General features: G+C 28.1%; 21 protein-coding genes. 2 read left to right on the top strand and 19 right to left on the bottom strand.

Annotation, left to right across the window (positions count from 1 at the left end):
- Positions 1-26: 26 nt before the first annotated feature.
- From DIS07_RS03900 to rnpA, 16 genes are read right to left on the bottom strand one after another with little or no spacing between them, the layout of a single operon-like run.
- Positions 27-1,193 carry a glycosyltransferase gene (locus DIS07_RS03900; protein ID WP_109403930.1) on the bottom strand — a complete coding sequence of 389 codons (1,167 nt, stop codon included), beginning with the start codon at positions 1,191-1,193 and terminating at the stop codon, positions 27-29.
- Complete coding sequence (locus DIS07_RS03905) at positions 1,186-1,743, bottom strand: putative colanic acid biosynthesis acetyltransferase (RefSeq protein WP_109403931.1); 558 nt, start codon at positions 1,741-1,743, stop codon at positions 1,186-1,188. Before DIS07_RS03905 ends, DIS07_RS03900 begins: the two co-directional genes overlap by 8 nt.
- Complete coding sequence (locus DIS07_RS15240; protein WP_109403932.1) at positions 1,709-2,932, bottom strand: O-antigen ligase family protein; 1,224 nt, start codon at positions 2,930-2,932, stop codon at positions 1,709-1,711. Before DIS07_RS15240 ends, DIS07_RS03905 begins: the two co-directional genes overlap by 35 nt.
- Positions 2,925-4,019: a glycosyltransferase gene (locus tag DIS07_RS03915; protein WP_109403933.1), complete on the bottom strand. Its 1,095-nt coding sequence runs from the start codon at positions 4,017-4,019 to the stop codon at positions 2,925-2,927. The genes DIS07_RS15240 and DIS07_RS03915 overlap by 8 nt, the downstream gene beginning before the upstream one ends.
- On the bottom strand, positions 3,997-5,184 hold the full coding sequence (locus DIS07_RS03920) for an O-antigen ligase family protein (RefSeq protein WP_109403934.1): 1,188 nt from the start codon (positions 5,182-5,184) through the stop codon (positions 3,997-3,999). Before DIS07_RS03920 ends, DIS07_RS03915 begins: the two co-directional genes overlap by 23 nt.
- Positions 5,168-5,929, bottom strand: a complete 762-nt coding sequence (locus tag DIS07_RS03925; protein ID WP_109403935.1) for a glycosyltransferase family 2 protein — start codon at positions 5,927-5,929, stop codon at positions 5,168-5,170. Before DIS07_RS03925 ends, DIS07_RS03920 begins: the two co-directional genes overlap by 17 nt.
- A complete protein-coding gene (locus DIS07_RS03930) occupies positions 5,922-6,299 on the bottom strand; it encodes a glycosyltransferase (RefSeq protein WP_109403936.1) in 378 nt (125 codons plus the stop codon). Before DIS07_RS03930 ends, DIS07_RS03925 begins: the two co-directional genes overlap by 8 nt.
- Before the next feature lie 26 nt (positions 6,300-6,325).
- A complete protein-coding gene (locus tag DIS07_RS03935; protein ID WP_109403937.1) occupies positions 6,326-7,111 on the bottom strand; it encodes a hypothetical protein in 786 nt (261 codons plus the stop codon).
- 6 nt (positions 7,112-7,117) lie between these two features.
- Entirely contained in the window at positions 7,118-8,479 is a 1,362-nt protein-coding gene (locus tag DIS07_RS03940) for a lipopolysaccharide biosynthesis protein (protein ID WP_109403938.1), read from the bottom strand.
- A gap of 47 nt (positions 8,480-8,526) precedes the next feature.
- The gene (gene rfbC, locus DIS07_RS03945; RefSeq protein ID WP_109403939.1) at positions 8,527-9,081 is read right to left on the bottom strand and encodes a dTDP-4-dehydrorhamnose 3,5-epimerase; all 555 of its coding nucleotides are present in this window, start codon (positions 9,079-9,081) and stop codon (positions 8,527-8,529) included.
- Entirely contained in the window at positions 9,081-9,935 is an 855-nt protein-coding gene (gene rfbA / locus DIS07_RS03950; protein WP_109403940.1) for a glucose-1-phosphate thymidylyltransferase RfbA, read from the bottom strand. The genes rfbC and rfbA overlap by 1 nt, the downstream gene beginning before the upstream one ends.
- Positions 9,932-10,945 carry a dTDP-glucose 4,6-dehydratase gene (rfbB, locus tag DIS07_RS03955; protein ID WP_109403941.1) on the bottom strand — a complete coding sequence of 338 codons (1,014 nt, stop codon included), beginning with the start codon at positions 10,943-10,945 and terminating at the stop codon, positions 9,932-9,934. Before rfbB ends, rfbA begins: the two co-directional genes overlap by 4 nt.
- A gap of 2 nt (positions 10,946-10,947) precedes the next feature.
- Complete coding sequence (locus DIS07_RS03960; protein WP_109403942.1) at positions 10,948-11,985, bottom strand: hypothetical protein; 1,038 nt, start codon at positions 11,983-11,985, stop codon at positions 10,948-10,950.
- Positions 11,986-12,013: 28 nt separating this feature from the next.
- The gene (locus DIS07_RS03965; protein WP_109403943.1) at positions 12,014-13,699 is read right to left on the bottom strand and encodes a DUF6909 family protein; all 1,686 of its coding nucleotides are present in this window, start codon (positions 13,697-13,699) and stop codon (positions 12,014-12,016) included.
- Positions 13,700-13,726: 27 nt separating this feature from the next.
- A complete protein-coding gene (locus tag DIS07_RS03970; RefSeq protein WP_109403944.1) occupies positions 13,727-15,355 on the bottom strand; it encodes a S41 family peptidase in 1,629 nt (542 codons plus the stop codon).
- The gene (gene rnpA, locus DIS07_RS03975) at positions 15,345-15,734 is read right to left on the bottom strand and encodes a ribonuclease P protein component (protein ID WP_109403945.1); all 390 of its coding nucleotides are present in this window, start codon (positions 15,732-15,734) and stop codon (positions 15,345-15,347) included. The genes DIS07_RS03970 and rnpA overlap by 11 nt, the downstream gene beginning before the upstream one ends.
- A gap of 139 nt (positions 15,735-15,873) precedes the next feature.
- Here rnpA and DIS07_RS03980 point away from each other — a divergent pair, with 139 nt between their 5' ends.
- A complete protein-coding gene (locus DIS07_RS03980) occupies positions 15,874-17,052 on the top strand; it encodes an acyl-CoA dehydrogenase family protein (protein ID WP_109403946.1) in 1,179 nt (392 codons plus the stop codon).
- Positions 17,053-17,202: 150 nt separating this feature from the next.
- Positions 17,203-20,658 carry a hypothetical protein gene (locus tag DIS07_RS03985; protein ID WP_109403947.1) on the top strand — a complete coding sequence of 1,152 codons (3,456 nt, stop codon included), beginning with the start codon at positions 17,203-17,205 and terminating at the stop codon, positions 20,656-20,658.
- A gap of 422 nt (positions 20,659-21,080) precedes the next feature.
- Here DIS07_RS03985 and DIS07_RS03990 read toward each other — a convergent pair whose 3' ends face one another.
- The 3 genes from DIS07_RS03990 to DIS07_RS04000 are packed head-to-tail and all read right to left on the bottom strand — an operon-like array spanning position 21,081 to position 24,824.
- Complete coding sequence (locus DIS07_RS03990) at positions 21,081-21,266, bottom strand: YgaP family membrane protein (RefSeq protein ID WP_109403948.1); 186 nt, start codon at positions 21,264-21,266, stop codon at positions 21,081-21,083.
- A gap of 19 nt (positions 21,267-21,285) precedes the next feature.
- Positions 21,286-21,591 carry a hypothetical protein gene (locus tag DIS07_RS03995; RefSeq protein ID WP_109403949.1) on the bottom strand — a complete coding sequence of 102 codons (306 nt, stop codon included), beginning with the start codon at positions 21,589-21,591 and terminating at the stop codon, positions 21,286-21,288.
- 38 nt (positions 21,592-21,629) lie between these two features.
- Positions 21,630-24,824 (bottom strand): efflux RND transporter permease subunit, encoded by a 3,195-nt coding sequence (locus DIS07_RS04000; RefSeq protein ID WP_109403950.1) that lies wholly within the window; start codon positions 24,822-24,824, stop codon positions 21,630-21,632.
- Positions 24,825-24,843 lie beyond the last annotated feature (19 nt).

The following is a 24,843-nucleotide window of genomic DNA, read 5'->3' on the forward strand; positions in this document are numbered from 1 at the left end:
CATACTTGTTTATTTAAAGAAAACAGTTATTTCAAAACTTTATTAACCATTTCTTCAATTGTAAATATTTTTTTAGCAATCTTTTTTTGATGTTTAAAATCTATGTCTTTTTCTAAAATTTCTTGTAATTTAAAAACCATATCTGTTATATTCCAAGATGTAGTTACAAAATCTAACTTATGTTTTTTAAACAACTTGTGGAGTTCACTATTTTTATCTGTAATTAAAAAAACTTTACAATCTGAAGCTAATAAATTAGGAAGTTTAGATGGTAATGACCCTGCAGAGGTGCCTTCTTTTTGAGGTACTATTTGAACATCACTTCTTTTATATAATTCTTCTAGGTTTTCTCTTTTAACAAGAGAATGGAAAAATATTTTAGGATTATTATTGATTTTTTTTAGTTTCTTTATTTCTTCTCCATTAGAAAAAAAGTAAAAATCTAAATTATTAATCTTTTTAGAAGCTTCATTAAAAAATAACAATAACTTTTCAGGATTTTGTTTTTCACCTAAAGCTCCTGAATATACGATACTTTTCCTATTCTTATTAAAAAGTGCACTTATATCTTCAGTAATTTTATCTTTAATTGTTATAAAAGGGTATTGAACCTCTAATTTCTCTTCTGTTAAATCATAAAGGTGCTTCGCTTTATCCTTCATTTCTTTTGAAAGAAAAATTAACTTATCACAATTACGGTAACACTTTTTTTCTATTATGTGAATAAAATAATGAACAATTTTATTAATAAAACCTGTTTGATTCTCGGAATAAATTTCTTGTAAATCATGAACCAAACCTGTTTTACGAATACTTTTATTTAGAAAAGGTAAAACGGTAAAAAAAGCAAAACTTGGAGGAAAAACAGGTATAACAATATCTACGCCTTTTTGGTACTTTGCAATTTTTCTTAAGATAAAAAAAGTAAAACTAAATTCTAAAATAATTCTTCTTATCAAGCTTTTTTTGGTAAAAGACAAGAAATTTCCTCCACGTATTATTTTAATTCCTTTTATTGTATCGTTACTCTTTTTAATTTTCCAGTTTGGGTAAAAAGGATGATAACATAAAATAGTTACACAATGTCCATTTCTAGATAATGCAGTAGCAAAATCTGTATTAAACTTACCTGTGGATATTGGTTCTGGATAAAAAAAAGGGGAAATTATTAAAATATTTTTTTTTCTACTCACTAATTCTTTCTCTTATAATTTTAGCCGGAGTTCCTATACAAACTTTGTTAGATGGCAAATCTTTGTAAACGCTACTTCTCGAACCAACAACAGTACCTTCTTTAATGGTAACACCCGGAGCAACAAAAACATCTGTTGCCAACCAGCATTGATCTTGAATTGTTATTTTTTTTACAAAAATAGGGAAATTAGGTTTTAAATAATCATGAGAACCTGTACATAAATAAGACTTTTGGGAAATAACTACGTTTTTACCTATTTCTATTTCTCCTAAAGAATATAAATTAACCTCATCTCCAATCCAAGAAAAATCTCCAATAGAAATTTTCCAAGGATATGTTACTCTAACTGTGGGTCTAATAATAACATTTTTGCCAATTTTTGCACCAAAAAGCCTGAGTAAGAAATTTCTAAAACCATACATAAACTGAGGTGAATTTCTAAAAAAAACACCTTGTATAATCCACCATAATTGAACTACAAAAGCATTTCTACCTCTGAAATTAGTGGGTAAATTAAATTTGTTTAATTCTTGTATTTCTTTGCTCATTTATAAAAATAAAAATTGCTGTAAAATAACAAAATAAAAACACACCATAATGCCTAGACAAGTAATTTTCAGTTAAATTAACAAGTATAAACTGAATAAAGATAAATAAATACAGTAAAGTACTTTTTATCTTAATAAAAAGATAAAATAAAAAAATAAAAAAAATTAACAGATAAATCCAGCCCCCGTATAGAAGCATATGAAAATAATAGTTATGAGTGTTATAAATATTTAATTTGTAAAAATTACTATCGTTTGTTTCTTCATAACAATCATTTAATTCTTTTTGCAAAGAATCACCGTAACCCCAAAAAGGCAATTTTTCCATTAAAAAGACATTGCACTTGTATATAGCTACTCTTGTATTCGTTGAGTTGTAATAATTTCCCACAATGGGTTTATTAATATGATTTTTAATCTCTATAAATCTTTTATTTACAACATCTAACTTAAAAACATAAAGAAAGCTTAAAGATATTACAACAAAGATTAATGTTTTGTATATTTTTTTTTCTATTCTTTTATTTAAGCTAAGAATAATAAAAGAAAATAGTGTTAATAACATAATAATAATTATAACCCTAGAGCTAAAAAGTAAAATAAAAAAGATTGATAAAGAAAAGTTAATAGTATGTAATACTCTGTTTTTAGAATAGTTAAAAAGTGAGATAGTAATGCTAAATAATAAAAAAGAACTAAAATAAGTAGGGTGCATTTCCTTTAAATAATTAGCAGTTACAAACTCTCTAAAAAATGGAATATTCTCATTACTTATATCTAATAACCTAATAATGTGATTGCTTTTTAAAAAAACTACCAAGTAAATTATACATTGTAATAATGTAGATATCTGAAACACAACCAGACTTTTAAGTATATTCTTTATTGTAATGAAATAGGGTTTAAAAAAAATAATTAATGGAAAAACAAGAAACGGCACCCCTAATAAAACTGTTTTTTCGTTAAAACTTTTAGAAAAAACTTCATGGAATAAGAATAAAAAAAAGGGTATCGTTAAAAATAAATATTTTCTTAAGTCTTTAATTTTAAATTTACTTTTGTAAATAGCTGGAATACTAAAAATCGTAAAAATTATTACAGCAATAGAACTTATATTAGGTTTTAATAATGGTAAGGTCATTATTAAATAAAAAAGAAAAATTATTATTTTTTTATAGAGTTTACTCATGTATACATTTTTTGTAAAGTTTTTTCCAATCTTTAAATCTTAATGACCATGAATAATTCTTAACAACAAAATTATAAAGCTTTTCCCCGTTTTTATTTCTTTGACTAATTGACCAGCTTAGAACTTCTTTAAGCACATCTGATAATTCATTAACATTAGGGTTAATTAATCTACCACCATTTGAATTCCAATCCATTTTAAGACCTGTTTGAAAAGTTGTTATTACTGGAGTTTTTAATATTCCAGCCTCTAGATTAACCATTCCTATTACTTCTGAATAGGAAGGAGCAACTAAAACGAAAGCATTTTTTATTAAATCTATTTTTTCTTTTCCTTTTACCATTCCTAAAAATTCAACTTTACCTTCTAGTTTTAAACTATTAATTAATAATTTTAAACTTTTTTGATAATCATTCAACTTTCCGGCAATAACTATTTTAAAATCGCTATTATTCAATTTAGAAAAAGACTTTAAAAGTAAATCAATTCCTTTCTTTTCATCTAACCTCCCTAAATATAGAATGTAATTTACATCATCTTTTATATTAAACTGTTCCTTTTCTTCACAAGAAATCTCTTCTATTAAATTAGGAATTTCAATAACATTATTATTTTTAAATAATGATTGTAGATTCGTTTTCTCTAAAGGAGTAATTGCATGTAATAATTTTGCTCTTGAAAATACTTTTTTGGTAAGAAGATTAAAATACAATTTTTTTTTCAATTTCCCTTTTTCCCATAACCATGGTTCATACATACCATGAATACTTACTATAAATGGTATATCGTTTTTTATACAAAACTTTGATGCTATATATTGAGGATACATCCAAACTCCGTGTATGTGAACAACATCAAAATTATATTTTTCTTTTAAAGAATTTAATTTAACCTCCCATTCTTTCGAATACAGCCACGGACTATTATTAGTATTTACAATAAAGATATTATCGCCTAACTCTTCTTTAGCAGACAATATATATGAAGTAAAGTTTTCTTTATTTAAATAATAATTTAAATCTTTAATAACTGTTCTTAGACCTCCACTTTCAAGAGAAAAATCCTCAACTACATGTAATATCTTCATTTGTGTTTTTTATAAAAATTATTAAAAAAAAATAAAACTCAGGTGGAAAATAATGACCTTCTCTTAATAATTTTGAAAATAGATAAAAGAAACTACTCTGTTGAAATATCTTTTTATCATCCCTAAAAATATTATAACTTCTCCTAATAAAATAGAAAATCATTAAAATTCCGAAGAATCCAAAATCTGCAATCATTCTTAAAAATAAAGAATTTGCATCTGTTCTATTAATCTTAGATTGTTTTAATTTAATTAAATATTTTGGAGGTGATAGTTTTTCATAATATTTATCATACTCATGTTTATAAGATCCTAATCCTGTACCAATAGGTTTATGAATAAATATCTGTTGGGCTATAAAAAAATTACTTAAAAAAGCATACGTACTTAAGTTAGTGTAATTTTTAAATTTCCCTGTATAAGTAGCCTTAAAAGATTCTTGAGTCTGTTTTAATCTTCGAACTACAGTGTTACTCTCATTTTCTGTTATTTTATTATTCCATTTTGAACTTAAATAAAAAGCACCTGTTAATACTATAACTACTACTAAAATAGAATACTTTAAAAAATATTTAATTTTTATCAAAGGAATGATTAAAATTAAAAACAATCCAATAAAACCAACTGAAGACTTAGACAAAAAAATTGTAATAACAATTACTCCTAATTTTAAATACTCTCTTTTTCTCAAGAAAAAATATGTAGCAGGCAACATAATTGCGGCATAGTGAGCTGGTTCTGATAAAATACCATTTAATCTATTATAGGTAAAAACATTTATCCCCAAATAAAACATTGGTATTGAGATAATAGCAATGAAAAAAGAAAGTTTTAAATATTCATCTACAAGAACATTAACTTTAAAAATTTTAATAAGATTATAAAAATAGACACTACTAATACTAATACCTAAAACTTGAGCAATTAATGATTGAATTGGATTCTGAAATACTAAGTAACAAAAAAGTCCGTGAGCTATAAAAAAGGAAAATAAGACAATTATATTTTTATTTACAGTTACTTTGTATTTGTATGAAATTAGAAAGAAATTGGAAATAAGAATTAAATAAAAAAGTTTTAAATCTATAATATAATGAAAACTAAAATCTTCAGTAAATATTGCAAAAACACTGCTAGTAATTAAATATTTATCGAGTAATTTCATTAATTATAGTTTTTATTCTGTACTTAACTATCCAAATATAAAAATCTATTTTAGAAGTAATCTTACTTTGCGATTTAGTATCAATTTTTACGTTTGTGGTTTCTTTATATACTTCGATAATATTATCATTACTTATACCACCATCTCCCATAACGGCAGTAACTTTATCAAACCAATGGCTTTTTAATTTTTTATTAGCTCTTAGTAATAACTCGTAATCTCCAGCAATTTTATAATTTTCGTTGAACAACCCATATTTTTTAAAATACTTTATATTGTGAAAAGCTCCAACATGGGCTATATTCATTTTTTTCCTAAAAGTTTTCCAAGTCCAAATATCTCTTATTATTTTTCTATCTTTAACCTCTACATTAGAATAAACTAAGTCTATATCTTGTTTTATTTTAAAAATTTCTTTTGAATAATTTTCCAAAGCATTTGAAAGATAAAAATCATCAGAACCTAAAAAGGAAACCCATTTTCCAGTTGCTTTTTTGACTCCTTTATTAAAAGCATGATAAATACCTTTGTCTTTTTCTGAAATCCATGTAAAATAAATTTCTTTTCTTTTAAATTCTTTTTCAAAAGATTTTATAATCTCTAGAGTTTTATCTGTCGATTTTCCATCTATAATAATATATTCAAAATTTTGAAAAGATTGATTTAAAAGAGACTCTATAGTTCTTTTAATTGTCTTTTCTGAATTGAAAGATACAGTAATAACACTAAACAGTGTTTTATCCATTTAAACTGGTATTAGTTTTAAAAAAAATACCATCTACTTGAAGTAATTTACCACTATTCTGATCATAAAAACCATTTTCTAAACTACATAACTCAAATCCTAATTTTTTCATATACAGCAACATATCTAAATATAACATTTCGTCTTGATACAATTCTTCTATGGACATTTCAACTTCAATTCCTTTTTGTTTAAACTTATCATTAAAAGATTTAATAATTTCTAATGTGTTATCTGTTGAGTTACCATAAACAATAATATACTCGAAATTTTTAATTGATTGATTTAGAACAGATTTAATCGTCTTTCCAATTGTTTTAGAACTATTATAACTAACTGTTACTACAGATAATAAATCACTATTTATCATTTCAATTTAGCCTAAAACATTAAAATTTACTCAAACCATATCTTTGGTAATACTTGTGTTTGATTTTCTGGTACACAGTCTGAATCTAACTTATGAGGAAAACTATTTACAGCTTTTAATTTAGAACGTATTCTATCTTTTCTTATAAAAGTAAATTCTGCTAACGGAGGGATCTCTACACCAGATACACTTATGTTCTTTGCTGTATTATTAGGATGAATATGAACGCAAATATGATTTTCCAATAATTTATTAAAAACTGAAGAAGCTACATTATAATAAAACTTATTAAATAATTTATCTAAATCATGAAATTCAATAACAATTATTCTACACTTGTCTAATAGGTTTTTAGACATACTTAAAATATTAATAAATTCATCACCTTCAATATCCATCTGAAGCAACAAATCTGAATCTTCTTTTAAATTACTTTTAGAAACCCATTCTTCCATTGTAATTAAATCATCATTAGAAATTGCACCTACAAATTTATCTAAAAAAGAAAATTTATCTGGTATATCTTTAGCTTCTACTGTTTTATCTGCAACAAATATTTTCATTCCTTTTTGATAACAATCTTCTTCAAATTGAAGCTTATTATCGCAACCTGGAGAAAAACAGGCTTCTATATTTTCTAAATCATTGGGCACTAAATAACCACTATCTCCTTCTGCACCAAGTCTAATCAAATCTATTCCTACATAGTGAGGTTTAAGTTTTTTTATTAAACTTATAACTTCTTCTTTAGAGGTAGCATTAGATAGATTAAACCCTAATGAATTGATAATTTTTTTTGCACTCGCTTTCATAACCTTTTACAATATATTATAAAACAAAGAAAAAGATATAACTCCAGATATAAAAATAATTGCGTAATTTTTATAATTATTAGTCAATCGAAGTAATTTTTGGGTTCTATAATGATAAATAAAAGACATTATTAAATATACAATTAAAAAAGAAGAAATTACTAAATACAAATTAGTATTGGAAGAAAGTATGTATATACTAGAAATTAAAATGCAAGAAGTTAAGCACCCTAAAAGAAATAATTCTTTTATTTTACCTAATCCTAAAAGAAAATAATAAGGAATAATTGTTGTTGAAATAACTGGTAAAATACATATAAACAGCTTTATATACTTTTCTGCTTTTCTATACTCTTCTTCTCCTAACCATAATTCAAATATAAAATCGCTAGTTATTAGTAGCAAAACTGTTAATACAGCACTAATAAATAATAATACAAAAGAACTTTTTTTATAAACTAACAACATTTTATCAGAAATACCATTAAACGATATTTTTGGAAATAACCAAGAAACTGACGATGACACCAACATATGCAATTGATTAAAGATGCTAACACCAATACCATAATAGGCTAATGTTTTTAAATCAAATAACCCAACTACAATCCATTTATCTGCTTGTGAAGTTAAAAGGGTTACAATACTCATTGCCCAAACCCACATACTAAATTTAAAAAAATCTTTTAAACAACTCCATTTACTATGCACAAAAAAAGATATATCATTATACCATTTTTTACACATAAATGAATGGAAAACAAAATAAAACAAAGAAAATAGTAAAGTAAATTTATAAACCTCTATTAAGTCTTTTAAGTAGATTACAACAACTATTTGAACAGAATACTTAATTAATTTAGAAAATAGTGTCATTTTTAAGGCTCTATCAAACCTTTCATAACCTTTATGAAGTCCATTAAAATTTTGTTCAAATAAATCTATTAAAAAGACAGGAATCGCAAAATAAACAACATTTTTAAAAATCTCATAATTAACATTCTCAGTAAAATAAGAAGTTATACTATTTAAAAATGGAAAAATTATAATGATAAGAATTATAGATACTGTAAGTTGAAATAAAAAAATAGTACTTGTAAACTCTTTTATTTTTTCTGTTTTATTTTCTCCTCTATAACCAGAAATAAACTTGGTAACTGTAAAATTACCTCCCAAATTAAACATACTAACTAATACAGAAAAACTCTGTATTAAAATATAAATACCATATTTCTCTGCTCCTAAAAGATTTAAAAATATTGGATAAGATATTATTACAAATAAAAGTGTACTAGAAGCCTCTGATATTGTAAAAAAAGAGTTTCGTAAAGATTTTGATTTTAATAAGTTAATTAATTTAAATTTCATCAAACTAAATATTTTTTTCTCTCATAAACATTATTGAACTCTAAATTTTATTTAATTTGAAAATTAAAATCTTTAAAAGATGGTAGTTTCTTATCCTTTTCAGATAAAATAACATCATTTTCAACAATTTTCCAATCAATTTTTAAATCAGAATCATTAAAAACCACCCCATCTTCAGCCGCTGGAAAGTAATAATTATCGCACTTATAATTTACTTTCGTTTTATCTTGTAAAACAGAAAAACCATGAAGAAAACCTCTTGGTATAAAAAGCTGATAATTGTTTTCTGCTGATAAAATTTGAGAAAAAGTTTCACCAAAAGTAGGAGAATCAATTCGAGCATCTACAACAACATCTAATATCGCACCATGTACAACTCTAACTAACTTGGCTTGACTAAATTGTCCTTTTTGCATATGTAATCCTCTAACAACACCGTAATTGGAAATAGATTCATTTTCTAAAACAAAATCTACCTTTTGTTTGATGGCTTCTTCAAATTCTTTCTTATTAAAATTTAAAATAAACGCACCTCTATGATCTTCAATTTTTTTTGGCTGCAGTAAGTAGCAACCTTCTAATGATGTTTTTTTTATTAACATTAAATCTCTAATAAATTATTTCCATAACCACTTTTTAACAACTTTTTTGCCAAACCTTGCATTTGTTTTTTTGGAATAAATCCTGATCTGTAGGCAGCTTCTTCTAGTGAACCTATTTTTAGTCCTTGTCTTTGTTCAATCGCTTGTACAAACTGACCAGCCTGCATTAACGAATCAAATGTACCTGTATCTAACCAAGCTATTCCCCTATCTAAAATGGTAACTTTTAATTCGCCTTTTTTTAGATATTCTTTATTTATGTCTGTTATTTCTAGTTCACCTCTATCACTAGGTTTAATATTTTTTGCTATTTCGATAACAGAATTTTCATAAAAATAAATTCCAGGAACCGCATAGTTCGATTTTGGTTTTGTAGGCTTTTCTTCAATAGAAATAGCTTTAAAATCCACATCAAATTCAACAACTCCATACCTTTCTGGATCTGTTACATGATAAGCATAAACAACACCACCTTTCGGTTTAAGATTATTTCTTAGTAATCGTGGTAGTCCAGATCCATAAAAAATATTATCTCCAAGTATCAAAGCAACATCATCTTTTCCAATAAATTTTTCTCCAATTAAAAATGCTTCTGCTAAACCTTTAGGTTCTTTTTGTTGCGCATATTCAAAGCTACATCCAAATTTTTCTCCATCTCCTAATAACCTTTTAAACAAAGGTAAATCTTGTGGTGTTGAAATAATTAATATTTCATTTATTCCTGCCAATATTAAAACTGAAATAGGATAATAAATCATTGGTTTGTCATAAACTGGCATCAATTGCTTACTTACTGCTAAAGTAAGAGGATGCAACCTTGTTCCAGAACCTCCTGCTAATACTATTCCTTTCATATACTTTTGTATTTATTTAAATACCACTGAATGGTTTTTAATATTCCAGTTTCAAAATTTTCATCTGCCCTCCAACTTAATTCTTTTTGAATTTTAGAAGCATTAATAGCATATCTAAAATCATGTCCCGGTCTATCTTTAACAAAAGAAATTTGATTTTTATACGAATTTTCTTTTGGAAGTATTTTATCTAAAATTTCACAAACTTTATTAGCAATATATAAATTATCTCTTTCGTTTTCACCTCCAATATTATACGTTTCTCCTAATTCGCCTTTTTGGTAAACTAACTCAATCCCTTTGCAATGGTCTAATACATACAACCAATCTCTAATGTTTTTTCCATCACCATAAATGGGTATCTCTTTTCCAGAAATCGCTTTTCTAATAATAGTTGGTATTAACTTCTCGTTATGTTGTTTTGGCCCATAGTTATTAGAACAATTTGTAGTTATTACATTTAACCCGTAGGTATGAAAATAACTTCTCACCATAAAATCTGAAGAAGCTTTTGAAGCGCTATAAGGACTATTTGGTGCATAGGGTGTTGTTTCGGTAAACAACCCCGTCTTTCCTAAAGTTCCATAAACTTCGTCTGTTGATACATGAAGAAATCTCGATTTTTCAAATCCTTTTTTGAAGATATTTGGGGCACTCATCCAATATTTTTTTGCTACGTCTAAAAGATTAAATGTTCCAAAAACGTTAGTTTTTATAAATGCATCTGGATTTTTAATCGAATTATCAACATGAGATTCAGCAGCAAAATGGATTACTCCAGATATACTATTTTTTTGGAATATATCTTCTAACAACTCTCTATCACAAATATCTCCTTTAACAAAACTATAATTAGAATTCGTTACAATTTCTTTTAAGTTATTCAAATCTCCTGCATAAGTTAGGGCATCTAAATTAACAATCTTGCAATCTCTATTCTTTTCTAAGAAAAAAGGGATAAAATTAGAACCTATAAAACCAGCTCCTCCGGTGATAAGAATTGTTTGCATTCTTAATTCTTATAATTATTCAAGTAATTATTTAATTTTTTAAGCAACAAGAATAAAATAATTAAACCTGCCCCTAAAAAAGCTAATAAAAAACTATAGTTTTTTGTAACTCCTTTTATTTCATAACCAATAGGTTGAAAGTTAGATATTATATTAATTACTTCATATTTTTCTGATTTATCTTCTACAATTTCTTCGATGTCATCATTGATATCTTTGTTTGTTTTAAATAACTCTAATTCTTTGGTTGTTCTTTTTTCACCTCCTAAATCAATACTTGTTCCGTTAGATTCTTTTTTTGCCTCCTCAATCATGACTTGCATATAGACTTTTCTTAAAGAATCTATTTGAGTTAGATTTACTCTTAATAAAGAATCTGTTCTATTAAGGTTTTCATTTGTTAATTCCTTAATTCTGTTAAAGTATGAATTCTGAACTACTGATGATATAATAACCTCATCTAAACTTTTAAAAATATCATTTTTCTCTGCAATGACAGTGATTTTATGAACTTTATAATCATATTCAGAAAATGAAGACTTAAAATCATCGTAATTATAACTTTTCACAGTTGTAGTGTCTACTTCTAAAATAAAATCATTGTAAGAATTAATTATATCATTTTCTGTTGCTATTGGCTCGATAGTAAATTTCTTTAAGCTTTTTGCTGTTAAAGTATCTAGTTTAAAAGTAGTTGCAAGCTCTAAAGTTCTTTTTTGTTTAACTAAATCATTATAATAATTTATGTTATTATATAACTGTCTTGCGCTCTTAAAATTTGGACTTACTAGTAAATCAGATCCAAAAGTATCATTAGTTCTTATTTCTAAGAATAAACCAATTCCTGCACCAATAACTGCAGCAATCCCAATTTTAATAATATTTGCTCTTAAAAAAATTAAAATTGAAATTATGAAGTGAAAAACACTTTTAAAAACATTTCCAATAAAGTTAAAAAAATTCTTAAATCCTTTACCAATAATTACAAATATAGAGCCTAATTCTACTTCTTCTTCGTTGTTTTTTTGTTTTGTTGACATTGGTTATAGTTTGGTTATAAAATCTGTTTTAAACTGTTAAAATTTGCTCTAATATTTTTTGAGTAATGGCATAAGTTGGCGTTACTCCTGTCATCCCTAACCCGCCTGAAGCTAATGTTGCTCCAGTTTCTAAAGGGTTATCTGAAGCGTAATACGCATATCTTACTTTTACATCTTCAGAAATATTTCCTCTAATTTTAGAAGCAGATTGTATGGCTTTTTGGTAATGAGCTCCTTCCATTTCTAATCCAATAACATTCCAAGTAGAATCATGGAAAAACTTCAATAAATCTTTATTTTGAAGCGATGTTCCTAAAACAGAAATCATAGATCCATCAAAAACTTGCACACCAAAACCTTCTAAATCTTCTTTAGATAACTCATTTTTGAAAGGATAATTGTCTGCAGTACCCTCAAAAATATGCGAAGAAGGAATCATTATATCTCCTTTTCCACCTTCTAAAATACCTGCTTTACCCATTATAGAAATAGATTTCACATCTAAATGATTCTTTTTCTTACTGTTCTTATAAGGTTTAAGCAACTCGTCCATTGTCTCATAAGCTTGCTCTCCAAAAGCGTAATCCATTACAATAATAACTGGGTTTTCTTTCACAGAATTTATTTTCTCAAATGGAGATTTTTCGAAATTAATTTTATCTGTATCAATTATTTGAACATTAATATTTGTCCCTGAAGTATCTTTAATGTAAATCAAACCATTTTCTGACGCATACTCTTTAACTGCTTTTTGCAATGGTTTACTGTCTGAATTGCTTAATAGTTGATACAGTTCAAAACCCTTATTTGTTTCTGCCTCTTTTGGTAATGCATTATGTGCATAAATAGAATTTAAAACACTATGCATATTAGCACTAATAATATGAATTGGTCTTTTTAAAAGCTTATGCTCTTTTAAAGATTTTTTAATATTATGCGCCCAAATATCACCATAAATATGATGTCCAATTTCTTCAATTAAAACTGAGCTGAACGTTATTTTACGTTTTTTATTCTCTAAAACTTCATTAATCGCTAATTTACCTAACCAATAAATTAATTGGAAAAATCGATCTTGATTATCTTTAGTAGAAAACGCCTTATGAATATTTAAAACTTCATCAAAAGTTCTTCCTAAAATATTACTTAGATGAGCAATGGCAATTTCTCTCTCTTCTTCAGAAATTTCTTTGTGATGAATAACAATATCTTCTAAATATTTCCATTCTCTTATAAAATCGCAACCGTCACTAACAGTTACTCTTTTCTGAATTTTGTGTGATTCGATAAATAAGAACGTTAAATGTGTGAGAATATCATAGATTTCAGAACGACCTCTTGTAATCTCAATATTCATTTGGTCTTTGTCAATTCTGTAACAATTTCTTCTTCTTTTAGGCGGAATAATAGTCTCGAAATGAGAATTTTTATATCCCTCATCTGTAGTTAAACTAATAAACTGACATTCTTCAATACCTCTAGGTAGCCTTTCTATAACATAAATTAAACCGTTTAATTCTATTTTGTCCTCTGCAATAGAACCATAAATTTCTGGTCGAAGTAATAATAAAGATTTTCTTAAAGTTTCTCCTGAAACTCCCATAGGCTTATAAAACCCTCTACTAAATAAATGTCGCATAGAAATGTATAGTTTTTCTATGGAATTTCTCGATTCTTGAGCTCGAGTTCTATCAATTTTTTTAAGTTTAGCCATTCTAAAATTTGGGTTACAAAGATAAAACTATTTAGCAGATAGCAAATCTTTATATTTAGCCTGATTCTGTAGTAATTTTAAGGCTTCTTTTATCGTATTATCATTCTTTATATTATGTTTATAAACCCCTTCTTTATAAAAATATCTTTTTAAAATCTCTTCTTCTATAGCCTTGTATATAATATCCTTATTTTTTGAAATTTCCTCAATTTTTATATCAAATAATTTCTCTTGTATTTTCTTATACTCTTTTGAGATTTTTTCAGTTTTAGAAATTTTATAAGCTTCTTTAAACATTTTTTCTTGTTGGGTTACAAAAGTGGTGTCTGTTTTTAAATAATTAGTAAACTTTTTAAAATCTGAATCTTGAAACTTAAAATTTTCTGGAGAACCTAATTCTGAATTCGAGTAAAAATACTGTGTTACAAAATTAAAAATAGCCTTTGACTGCAGTAATTTACTTGTAGCTTTTGTTCTTTTAGATTCATTGATAATTACATCAGGTAAAACACCTCCACCATCGTAAACTGTTCTTCCGTTAGCAGTTTTAAATTCATGAATTCCTTGATCAGAAAACTTAGGGACTGTTCCATCTTTTTTTCTATTTGCATAATCCAATTCTTGAATACATCTTCCACTTGGTGTATAATATTTAGAAATGGTTATTTTTAATTGAGTTCCATAAGTTAATTCTCGGTAGCGCTGAACCAACCCCTTACCAAAAGAACGTTTCCCCATAATTACAGCTCTATCGTAATCTTGCAAAGAACCACTTACGATTTCTGAAGCTGACGCAGAACGACCGTTCACTAAAACCACAATCGGAATTTCTAAATCTAAAGGCTTATTGGTACTCCTATAAGTATTGCTCCATTTTTTTACTTTCGCTTTTGTACTCACTATTTTTTTTCCTCTTGGTAAGAAAAAATTAGAAATATTAATAGACTCTAATAAGGATCCTCCTGGGTTTGAACGTAAATCAAACACCAACTTTTTCATACCTTTTTTTTTAAGTTTTTTAAAAGCTTTTTTTACTTGAGATGACGCTTTATTATTAAAACGTGTTAAAACGATATATCCTGTTTCTTCATCTATCATTTCTGCAAAAGGAACTGGATTTACAACTACTTTATCTCTAGTAATTTCTTTCTTTAGGATTTTACCCTGTCTATCAACATCAACAGAAAACTTACTATTTGGTGTCCCTTTTAAATACATTGAAAGCTGCTCTCTCTCCATATTTTTAATAGATTGTCCATCTATAGAAATCACCATATCACCAGCTTTTAAACCAGCTTTATCTGCAGAAAAACCTTTATAAACCTCTCTAATTTGAATTCCTTTTTTTGTGTAATACACAGAAACACCGATACCTCCATACTCACCTTCTCTTCGAATTCGTGCATCTTCTACATCTTGTTCATTATAAAAATTGGTATATGGATCTAGGTCTTTTAAGGTGTTTTTAATCGCTTTATCAGTCAATTCTGCTGGATTAATTTCATCCACATAATACATATTCAATTCTTTGAATAATGTATTATAAATCTCAATTTGTTTTGCAACTTCAAAGAATTTAGATTTGAAAGAAAACGATAAAAAAATTGTTCCGACCAAAAGAACCAATATCGTTTTTTTAGAAATATTAATTTTCATCTTTAGTATGTTTTGTTTCCATTATAAATAAGGTCAATAGTTTTTCCATTTTTAAAAAAAGCTCATCATAGTTCCACTCTTCTTTCCCAATATACGAAATCATAAAAACATAAGGTTTATCTAGATTATGATAAACAATTGCTTTCTGCAAACGATAACACTCTCGCATTAATCTTTTAATTCGATTTCTATGAACCGCCAGTTTAAAGTTTCTTTTAGGAACAGAAACACCAACTTGAGCGGGGAATTTTGAAGTATGTTCTGTCTGCAAAAAAATCATTCTTAACGGAAAAGCTTTTACAGAATTCCCTTCTTGATATAATTTTTCAATGAGTTTTCTACTCTTTAAACGTTCCTCTTTTCCTAAAGTATGCTTCATTATTACAAACTTAACAGAAAACTATTACTTTTTAACGTTTTCTAAAGCATAACTTTAAAAAAGTTCCTTATTTTTAATTGTTATAATTGTTTAATTACAAACAATTATATTTATTTTTGTTTAAAATAAAACTATTTTAATGAAGCAAGATTTATTCCAAGCGCCAGATTATTATAATTTAGATGATTTATTAACTGAAGAACACAAGTTGGTTAGAGATGCTGCTCGAGATTGGGTAAAACGTGATGTTTCACCAATTATCGAAGAATATGCCCAAAAAGCAGAATTCCCAACACAAATTATAAATTGTTTGGCAGAAATTGGTGCTTTTGGGCCCTATATTCCTGAGGAATATGGAGGGGCAGGTTTAGATCAAATTTCTTACGGATTAATTATGCAAGAAATCGAACGAGGAGATTCTGGAGTAAGATCTACTGCTTCTGTTCAATCATCATTAGTAATGTATCCTATTTTTAAATACGGAACAGAAGAACAACGCAAAAAATATTTACCAAAATTAGCTTCTGGAGAATGGATGGGTTGCTTTGGTTTAACTGAACCTAATCACGGTTCTAATCCTGGAGGAATGGAAACCAAGTTTAAAGATATGGGAGACCATTATCTTTTAAATGGGGCAAAAATGTGGATTTCTAATGCACCATTCGCACAAATTGCCGTAGTTTGGGCCAAAAATGAAGAAGGAAGAATTCACGGTTTAATTGTAGAACGTGGTATGAAAGGTTTTTCTACTCCGGAAACACACAATAAATGGTCTTTGCGAGCTTCTGCTACTGGAGAACTTATTTTTGACAATGTAAAAGTGCCTAAAGAAAACTTATTACCTAATAAATCTGGCCTTGGAGCACCTTTAGGGTGTTTAGATTCTGCACGTTTTGGAATTGCTTGGGGTGCTATTGGTGCGGCTATGGATTGTTATGATACCGCCTTGCGTTACTGTAAAGAACGTAAACAGTTTGGTAAACCCATTGGTCAGTTTCAATTGCAACAGAAAAAATTAGCAGAAATGATTACCGAAATTACAAAAGCACAATTGTTAGCTTGGAGATTAGGTGTTTTAAGAAATGAAGGAAAAGCAACCTCTGCTCAAATTTCTATGGCGAAACGTAATAATGTAAACATGGCAATAAACATTGCTAGAGAAGCTAGACAAATGTTAGGGGGAATGGGTATATCTGGAGAATATTCAATTATGCGTCATATGATGAATTTAGAAAGCGTTATTACTTACGAAGGTACTCATGATATTCATTTATTAATTACAGGATTTGATGTTACTGGTTTAAATGCATTTAAATAAAACACACCTTTAAACACTGATTAACAATAAATTAATCTTCTAAATCGTATTCGTAGATTCTTTAATAACATGACATTTGACAGCTTTTTTACAAGCTCTGTGTAATAGTTTTGTAGTAGAAATTATTCTATTAACATTAAGCGAAGCGTCATGCAAGAATCAAGAAAAGACATAATACAGTTTACCAACCTGCAACTAGCAGCATTAGGTGAACCAACTTTTAAAGACAAAGCACAAAGTAAAACCCAGTTTTGTAATCCTAAATTTCAAGAGCTTACTGGTGGATTAATAAAAAGTATTCAAGAAAAATCTCGTTTATTGGCAGACCATCATTGTCCTGCCGATAAAAGAATTCAAAATTTTATTAATGATTATTTAAAAGATATCGATTTTAATAAATCCTATAGAATTCCTAATAACACATTAATATTATCAAAAAAAGGGCAAGCTCGAGAAACAAGTTTACCGCCAGATGGAAATTCTTTCAAAAGCGATTTGGTAAACTCAAAACGATTAAAACAAGGTATCCTAAACAATCCTTTACATGATAAGAGAACTACTAAAGGTACTTTTCATATTGTAGAGGGTAGTTTACCAGTACCATTAGATAAAAAAGAAGTTCCTAAAATTGTATTAGCACATTTTATTCATGCTGCTTTTAATGCTCCTGACGATTTAAAAGTCCTCCCTTTTACAGATAGTCAAACAGACAAAGCCAAAGTAATGGTTTCTATGTTATTAAGACCAACAGTTTGTCCGGAAGTAAAAGGAATTATACCAAAAAAATCTCTAGAAGTTCGCTTCTTTGCTCCAGGAAATTTAGTTAGTAATTTAGATTTTGTAGAAAATATTTTTGGTAATGCTGGCGATCCTACAATTGCTCAAAATGATGCAGCTCTTGATACAGATCATTGGACAGGTCATACAGGATGTATTATTTTAGCTCCTCATCTAAAAGAATTAAAGAAAAAAGAGGTTGGTTTACCACATTTTGATGATGCTACAGAACGTCAACGTAAAGACGGAATGTGTTGGAAAAATGAAAACGAATTATACAATGATGGTGGCGCATTTAAAATTACATGTAGGGATGAGCGTGGGGTTGTAATAACTTTAATCGCAGACAATTACTACGGATACTCTAAAAAAGAAATCAAAACACAAATCAGTTACTCTGCTAATCTATTTGGTTTAGTGGAAGAGGAACATGCTGGTGGAGCTATTGCTTATGCAAGACGTGTAATGGGTGATACTGTTAATGGTAAAGATTACTTTAGATACTATGGTTTAGATCACACTTTTGAAGAAGTAAAATCTTTACTAGCTGATAAAATTGATGTAAAACCAGAAAATTATGCAGTAGATAAAAAATATCCTAATGTGGTCTATATTCCAGAAACTGCATATTTTGATATCAATAAAAACTGTATTTCTTGGGATTTTAATGGGAAAGAACAAAAATTAATCTTATCTCCTTTTAAAACTTATATCCATCCATCAGGAAACAAATTAAGATTAGAAAAACATCCTCAAAATAAATTATGGCGAATTGTAGAAACATTTCCGGAAGGAGTTTTCTGTCATAAACCATGTACCGTTTCTGGTGGTGGTAAATCTGAGATTTCTAAATCGATGCAAAATGCAATTACATACAGCAATTTTAACATTCATAATTTAGAAGAAGATTTTAAGAAAGCTGATGAAATTATAGAGTTTAATTACTCTACTAGATGGAAAGATAAAACAATTGACAGACCTGAATCTAGATCATTTTTAAGTGAAAAAAGAACTTTAGGTTCTGTTGTTAAATTATTAACCCCATCAGAAGAAAATTCAGATGAATTTAATGAATTTGTCAGTAATATTCCTGTTCACGTTCGTTCTTTGGTACTACTTGTAAAACGTATGTTTAGACAAGCTCATGGAGCAAATTTGAATTGGAAAGATATGATGTCTGTAGAAATTATAAATGGAGTTGAGGGTACTTCTTTAAGATATAATAACAACCCAGTAGTGGGAAGTTATGTTCGTATTGGGTTCAACCAAAAAGGAAATTGGATGTTGAACAAATTACGTTCCGATTTTTCTGCAAGTGAAAAAATCCAGACAGAAGATGATATTACCGCGTCTATTACTTTACCAAGAAATCAATTTAAAAATTTAAATCCTGAATTTAACAATCCAAGTGTAAAAGTATTGACAAACTGTGAAGCGCATTTATTTCAAAGACCGGATGAAGCTATTGTAAGAGGGTATGATAAAGGGGCAGAATTAGATATTATTTCTGATGGAAGATTCTTAACCAACTATGAAATGTTAACCAAACAAGATGCAATTGACATTTATGAAGATACCATCAATTTTGATAAATACACAGAACCTGTTAAAGATTTTATTTTAGAAATAATTAATAGTGATGATGACAATATTCAGTTTGTTTTACCATCCCATCCAAGAATTATTGAAGATGGTTTACCTACCAAAAACCCGCGTTATTTAGAACCAAACAGGTTCCACAGAGAAATAGAAGCTTCTTACATCTCTGATATTGGAGTTCGATTACGTAGAAAGATTCAACCAGAAAACCCTGTAATTCATGTAGTGAATGCGGTTTTACCAGGAAGAAGAAATAATCCTGTAGATAAAGCAAACGGAATTAGACCTTTAGCGGTTTATAATCCTATCCATTATCAAGAAGCTCCAGAATTATTTATGGACTTTGTATGCAGTTTAACTGGTAAATCACCATCAACAACTGGGGCAGGTACTGAAGGAGCTTTAACAAAAGCACCATTTAATATGTTAACGCCAACATCAGATTTAAATAACGCTTTATTGTCACATATTTTAACAGAATCTAACGGTTTTAGCACTGCAGCAGGCTATGTTGGTGCTGAAAATAAAATTGACCATGATGTAAGTTTATTGATTCCTGAAATATGGGCAAGAATGACTCCAGAAGATAGAGACCCTAAAAACTTAATTGCCAATGGTTCTCTTGAAAAATTAGAAGATTTTGAGTATGAAGGGCAAAAAGTTTTAGCAAGTAGATTAGGGTACAGAATAACAAAAAAATTCGATTTATACTGCTTAAATAGAATTTTTGACGAACCAACTGCAGTATTTAGCGAGCGAATGTTAAAACCTGAATTACAAGGTTTAGAAGACTATGTAGATGGTATTAATAATATTGTAGAAGCACAACAAAAAGTAGCCTTAAATTATTTTGAAGATGGTAGTGTAGAAGGTGCCATACCTCCATTAAAAATATTACTACATATCATGGCTTACGGAGAGTTTGAAGGTAAAGAAATTAGTGAACCTGAGTTAAGAAAGTATTTTAATAGAGACTATGTATTAAATAGCGATTGGTATCAAGAGCGTTTAAAACTTAAACAACAGAAAGATTTGGCTTTCTATGATGCTCAAATTAACTATTTAGAAGACTTTATTAGCAAACCAAACAATATAGAATTGGTTAATGAAATGGATATTAATAAGCGTTTAGACGAAGTTAAAACACATTACAAAGAAGTTGCTTCTGAAACTTATTTAAAAAGCTTAATTGGTACAATTGGTGCAGATCCATTATTTAAAAAAGTGTAATCTCAAATAAATTAGAAAATTATTGAATAACATAATTTAGTAGAATAGTAAGTTTAAATATGATGAAAGCTGATATAAATTTTCATTTATATCAGTTTTTTCATTAGACTAAAAAACATTAAGAAGCTTTTTGAAGCAAAATATTTGGGCATCGCTTACAGTTGATGCCTTTTTTCTTGTATTTATTACAACATTTACTTTTAGGTTTTATACAATTTGAATTACAAACACTATCACAAACAGAAACGTCTGATAGAGAAATAGTGGGTTTTGTATTTGTATAAAAAACAATCATTTATAAAAAATATTTTGCAAATATAATTGTTTATTTAGAATAAATAAAAATAAAAAAGGTGATATTTTAAAATATCAAAAGAGGTTGCTTTTTTTAAAAAGACATCCTCTTTTTTTAAGAACAATTATTATTTTTTAACTCCTAATTTTATCAAAATAACTTCTAACAAACACCATTTTGTAAAGGCAGATTGTAACATATTTAAACCAATAAACACACCAAACCATAACCAATTTATGTTTACATAATACGTTAAAACAACGCTTAACAGAACCATTACTCCTACAATTACTCTAAAATATGTATTTAACATCTTTATTTATTTTTTAAGTTTATATATATCTTTCTATTGGAACTACAATTGCTTTTAACGGATTGTTAGTTTCTAAATTATTATTGAATTCTTCAATCAAAACAAACAAACCATCAATCTTTTCTTTATTAGTAAATGAAAAAAACATCGTAGATTCGTTTCCACTTTTTCCTGCAGAAAACCAATTAGAAGCCATTAAAACTGAAGGAACATTCTTATATCCATCAATATCTGAACTACTAAAGTTTTCAATATTTGCTTTTTTAAATATTTCTAAAACCTCTTTTTCATACTCTTCTACTACAGTAACTAAAACTAATTTCATTGTTTAATTTTTTGAATTATTTTAAGTGTAACCAAAAACTATTTATAATTTTTCTTTTCAATCATATAATACACCAAAGGCACAACTAACAATGTAAATACTGTTGACACAATAGTTCCGCCCATTAATGAGATTGCCAATCCTTGAAAAATAGGATCAAATAAAATTACAAAGGCACCAATTACAACAGTACCTGCTGTTAATAAAATTGGAGTTGTTCTAACAGCACCTGCTTCTATTGCTGCTTGTTTTAATGGCACTCCTTCAGAGGTTCTTAAGTTGATAAAATCAATTAATAAAACCGAATTTCTTACCATAATTCCTGCTAATGCAATCATTCCAATAAAGGATGTTGCTGTGAAGAAAGCCCCCATCATCCAGTGTCCTAAAATAATTCCTATTAACGATAATGGTATAGCAACCATCATTACCACTGGTGCTTTAAAGTTTTGAAACCAACCTACAATTAAAATATAAATTAAGATAATGGCTCCTAAAAACGCGATTCCTAAATCTCTAAAAACCTCTAGAGTAATTTGCCATTCTCCATCCCATTTTACAGTATAATCGTCTTCAAAATCTGGCTGACCTAAATACATTTCGTTAATTTTATAACCTTCTGGAAGTTCAATTTTGTTCAATTTTTCTTCCATTCCTAAAATTGCATAAGCAGGACTTTCTAATTTTCCAGCCATATCTGCCATTACATAAACCACACGTTTTTGGTTTTTTCTAAAGATACTTTTAGCTGCAATTGATTCTTTAATTTCTACTAAATCTGCAATCGGAATCATTGTTCCCTTTTTAGATTTTACTTTTAATTGAGAAATATCAGAAATAGTAGATTTTTCTTTTTCATCTAAACTCAACACCAAACCAACCTGATTTACAGCTGCTTCATCATATAAAGTTGTAATTGCTCTGTTAGACAAAGCCATATTCATTGTATAAGCAATTTGTTGTGGAGCAACACCATATAACATTGCTTTTTCTTTGTTTATTTCAAATTGATATTCTTTTTGATCATCTTCTACCATCCAATCTATATCTACAACATCATCTGTATTTTTAAGAATATCTTGAACATTATTGGCAATTTCAATTTGCTTTTCATAATCAGGACCATAAACCTCAGCAACAATCGTAGATAATACTGGTGGTCCAGGTGGAACCTCTACTAACTTAACATTTGCATTGTACTTTTTAGCTATTTTTTGAATTTCTGGTCTTAGTAATTTTGCAATTCCATGACTCTGAATAGAACGTTCTCCTTTATCAACCAAATTCACTTGAATATCTGCCATATTAGAACCTCCACGTAAATCGTAATGACGCACTAATCCATTAAAAGTTATAGGAGCAGAAGTACCTACATAATTTTGATAATTTACCACTTCTGGTCTTGTAGATAAATACTGAGCAATTTCTTGAGTAACAACTCCTGTTCTTTCTAATGTGGTTCCTTCTGGCATATCAATTACCACCTGAAACTCATTTTTATTATCAAATGGCAACATTTTTACAGCAACAGAATTGGTGACAAATAATGCCATAGTTGCCATTAATAATAAAAATGTTCCTCCTAAAAATAACCATCTTTTTGTTCCGTTTTCTAATAATGGTCTTTCTAATTTATTATAAATTCTATAAATTAAAGTTTCTTCTAAAGGCTTTTCTTTTTTCTCCTCAGCTCCTTTTTTATCTTTTTCTCTTAAGAAAATATAACCTAAATAAGGTGTAATTGTTAAGGCTACAAACAAAGATAAAATCATTGCAATTGATGCTCCAATTGGCATTGGTGCCATATAAGGCCCCATTAAACCAGATACAAAAGCCATTGGTAAAACTGACGCAATTACTGTAAATGTTGCTAAAATTGTTGGGTTACCAACTTCATTAATTGCATACAATGCAGCTTGTTTAAAAGGCAAACGTTTCATTTTAAAATGCCTATGCATATTTTCTGCAATAATAATGGAATCATCAACCACAATACCTGTTACAAAAACCAACGCAAAAAGTGTAATTCTATTTAAGGTATAATCTAACATGTAGTAACTTAATAAAGTTAAAGCAAACGTAATTGGTACAGATAAAAACACAACCAATCCTCCTCTCCAACCCATTGCTAACATTACCACAAGTGTAACTGCAAAAATAGAACCAATAAGGTGTAATAATAATTCTGACACTTTATGAGATGCAGTTTCACCATAATTTCTAGTTACTTCTACATGTACATCATCAGGAATTAAAGTTGTTTTTAAATGATCTACTTTATCTAAAATAACTTCTGCAATTTTCATGGCATCTGCTCCTTTTCTTTTTGCTACAGAAATAGTAACTGCTGGATATTCTGATTTATAATCAGCAGATTTTTCACTTGCTTTTCCAAATCCTAAAGACACATAATTTTGTGGAACTTCTGGTCCATCAACAATTGTTGCAATCTGTTTTAAATAAATAGGCTGATTTTGTTGCACACCAACTACCAAATTTTCTACATCTGTTACAGAAGCTAAAAACTTACCTGTGTTAACCAAAAACTCAGTATCATTTTTATCAAAACTACCAGATGTTAATTGGGTATTATTGGCTTTTATCATATCAGAAACAGATAAGAAATCCAATCCACTAGCAGCTAATTTGTCTTTGTCTAAAACCACTCTTAACTGACGATTTCTTCCTCCAATTTTATGGGTAATAGAAACGTCGTTTACCTTTTTAATTTCGGTTTCTAATTCTTGCGCCATTTGGCTTAATTGATAATCATTGTAGTTTTCACTCCACAATGTTAAACCTAACATTGGTACATCATCAATTGCACGTGTTTTAACTAACGGAAGTGTAACACCTTGTGGCATTTGATCCATATGTTTGTTAATTTCGTTGTATAATTTTACAAACGAACGCTCAATATCTTCGCCCACATAAAACTGAACAATAACCATTGCTTTTTCGTTCATAGAAGTAGAATACACATACTCTACACCTTTAATATTCGAAATTAATTTCTCTAAAGGTTTTACAACTCTATTTTCAATTTCTGTAGGACTCGCTCCAGGATAACCCACAAAAATATCTGCCATTGGCACATCTATTTGCGGCTCTTCTTCTCTTGGTATTAAAAACGAACTGTACACACCAATCACCATAAAAACGATCATTAGCAACACTGTTAATTTAGAGCTTATAAAGACTTTTGCAATTTTTCCAGCTAAACCTTCTTTCATATCTTTTCTATTTTTGGGC

This window comes from Polaribacter aquimarinus (assembly GCF_003129485.1).
Taxonomy (GTDB): domain Bacteria; phylum Bacteroidota; class Bacteroidia; order Flavobacteriales; family Flavobacteriaceae; genus Polaribacter; species Polaribacter aquimarinus.

Coding starts and splice junctions, on each gene's coding strand:
- DIS07_RS03905 (WP_109403931.1), bottom strand. CDS start 1,743: ATGAGCAAAGAAATACAAGAATTAAACAAATTTAATTTACCCACTAAT.
- DIS07_RS15240 (WP_109403932.1), bottom strand. CDS start 2,932: ATGAGTAAACTCTATAAAAAAATAATAATTTTTCTTTTTTATTTAATA.
- DIS07_RS03915 (WP_109403933.1), bottom strand. CDS start 4,019: ATGAAGATATTACATGTAGTTGAGGATTTTTCTCTTGAAAGTGGAGGT.
- DIS07_RS03920 (WP_109403934.1), bottom strand. CDS start 5,184: ATGAAATTACTCGATAAATATTTAATTACTAGCAGTGTTTTTGCAATA.
- DIS07_RS03925 (WP_109403935.1), bottom strand. CDS start 5,929: ATGGATAAAACACTGTTTAGTGTTATTACTGTATCTTTCAATTCAGAA.
- DIS07_RS03930 (WP_109403936.1), bottom strand. CDS start 6,299: ATGATAAATAGTGATTTATTATCTGTAGTAACAGTTAGTTATAATAGT.
- DIS07_RS03935 (WP_109403937.1), bottom strand. CDS start 7,111: ATGAAAGCGAGTGCAAAAAAAATTATCAATTCATTAGGGTTTAATCTA.
- DIS07_RS03940 (WP_109403938.1), bottom strand. CDS start 8,479: ATGAAATTTAAATTAATTAACTTATTAAAATCAAAATCTTTACGAAAC.
- rfbC (WP_109403939.1), bottom strand. CDS start 9,081: ATGTTAATAAAAAAAACATCATTAGAAGGTTGCTACTTACTGCAGCCA.
- rfbA (WP_109403940.1), bottom strand. CDS start 9,935: ATGAAAGGAATAGTATTAGCAGGAGGTTCTGGAACAAGGTTGCATCCT.
- rfbB (WP_109403941.1), bottom strand. CDS start 10,945: ATGCAAACAATTCTTATCACCGGAGGAGCTGGTTTTATAGGTTCTAAT.
- DIS07_RS03960 (WP_109403942.1), bottom strand. CDS start 11,985: ATGTCAACAAAACAAAAAAACAACGAAGAAGAAGTAGAATTAGGCTCT.
- DIS07_RS03965 (WP_109403943.1), bottom strand. CDS start 13,699: ATGGCTAAACTTAAAAAAATTGATAGAACTCGAGCTCAAGAATCGAGA.
- DIS07_RS03970 (WP_109403944.1), bottom strand. CDS start 15,355: ATGAAAATTAATATTTCTAAAAAAACGATATTGGTTCTTTTGGTCGGA.
- rnpA (WP_109403945.1), bottom strand. CDS start 15,734: ATGAAGCATACTTTAGGAAAAGAGGAACGTTTAAAGAGTAGAAAACTC.
- DIS07_RS03980 (WP_109403946.1), top strand. CDS start 15,874: ATGAAGCAAGATTTATTCCAAGCGCCAGATTATTATAATTTAGATGAT.
- DIS07_RS03985 (WP_109403947.1), top strand. CDS start 17,203: ATGCAAGAATCAAGAAAAGACATAATACAGTTTACCAACCTGCAACTA.
- DIS07_RS03990 (WP_109403948.1), bottom strand. CDS start 21,266: ATGTTAAATACATATTTTAGAGTAATTGTAGGAGTAATGGTTCTGTTA.
- DIS07_RS03995 (WP_109403949.1), bottom strand. CDS start 21,591: ATGAAATTAGTTTTAGTTACTGTAGTAGAAGAGTATGAAAAAGAGGTT.
- DIS07_RS04000 (WP_109403950.1), bottom strand. CDS start 24,824: ATGAAAGAAGGTTTAGCTGGAAAAATTGCAAAAGTCTTTATAAGCTCT.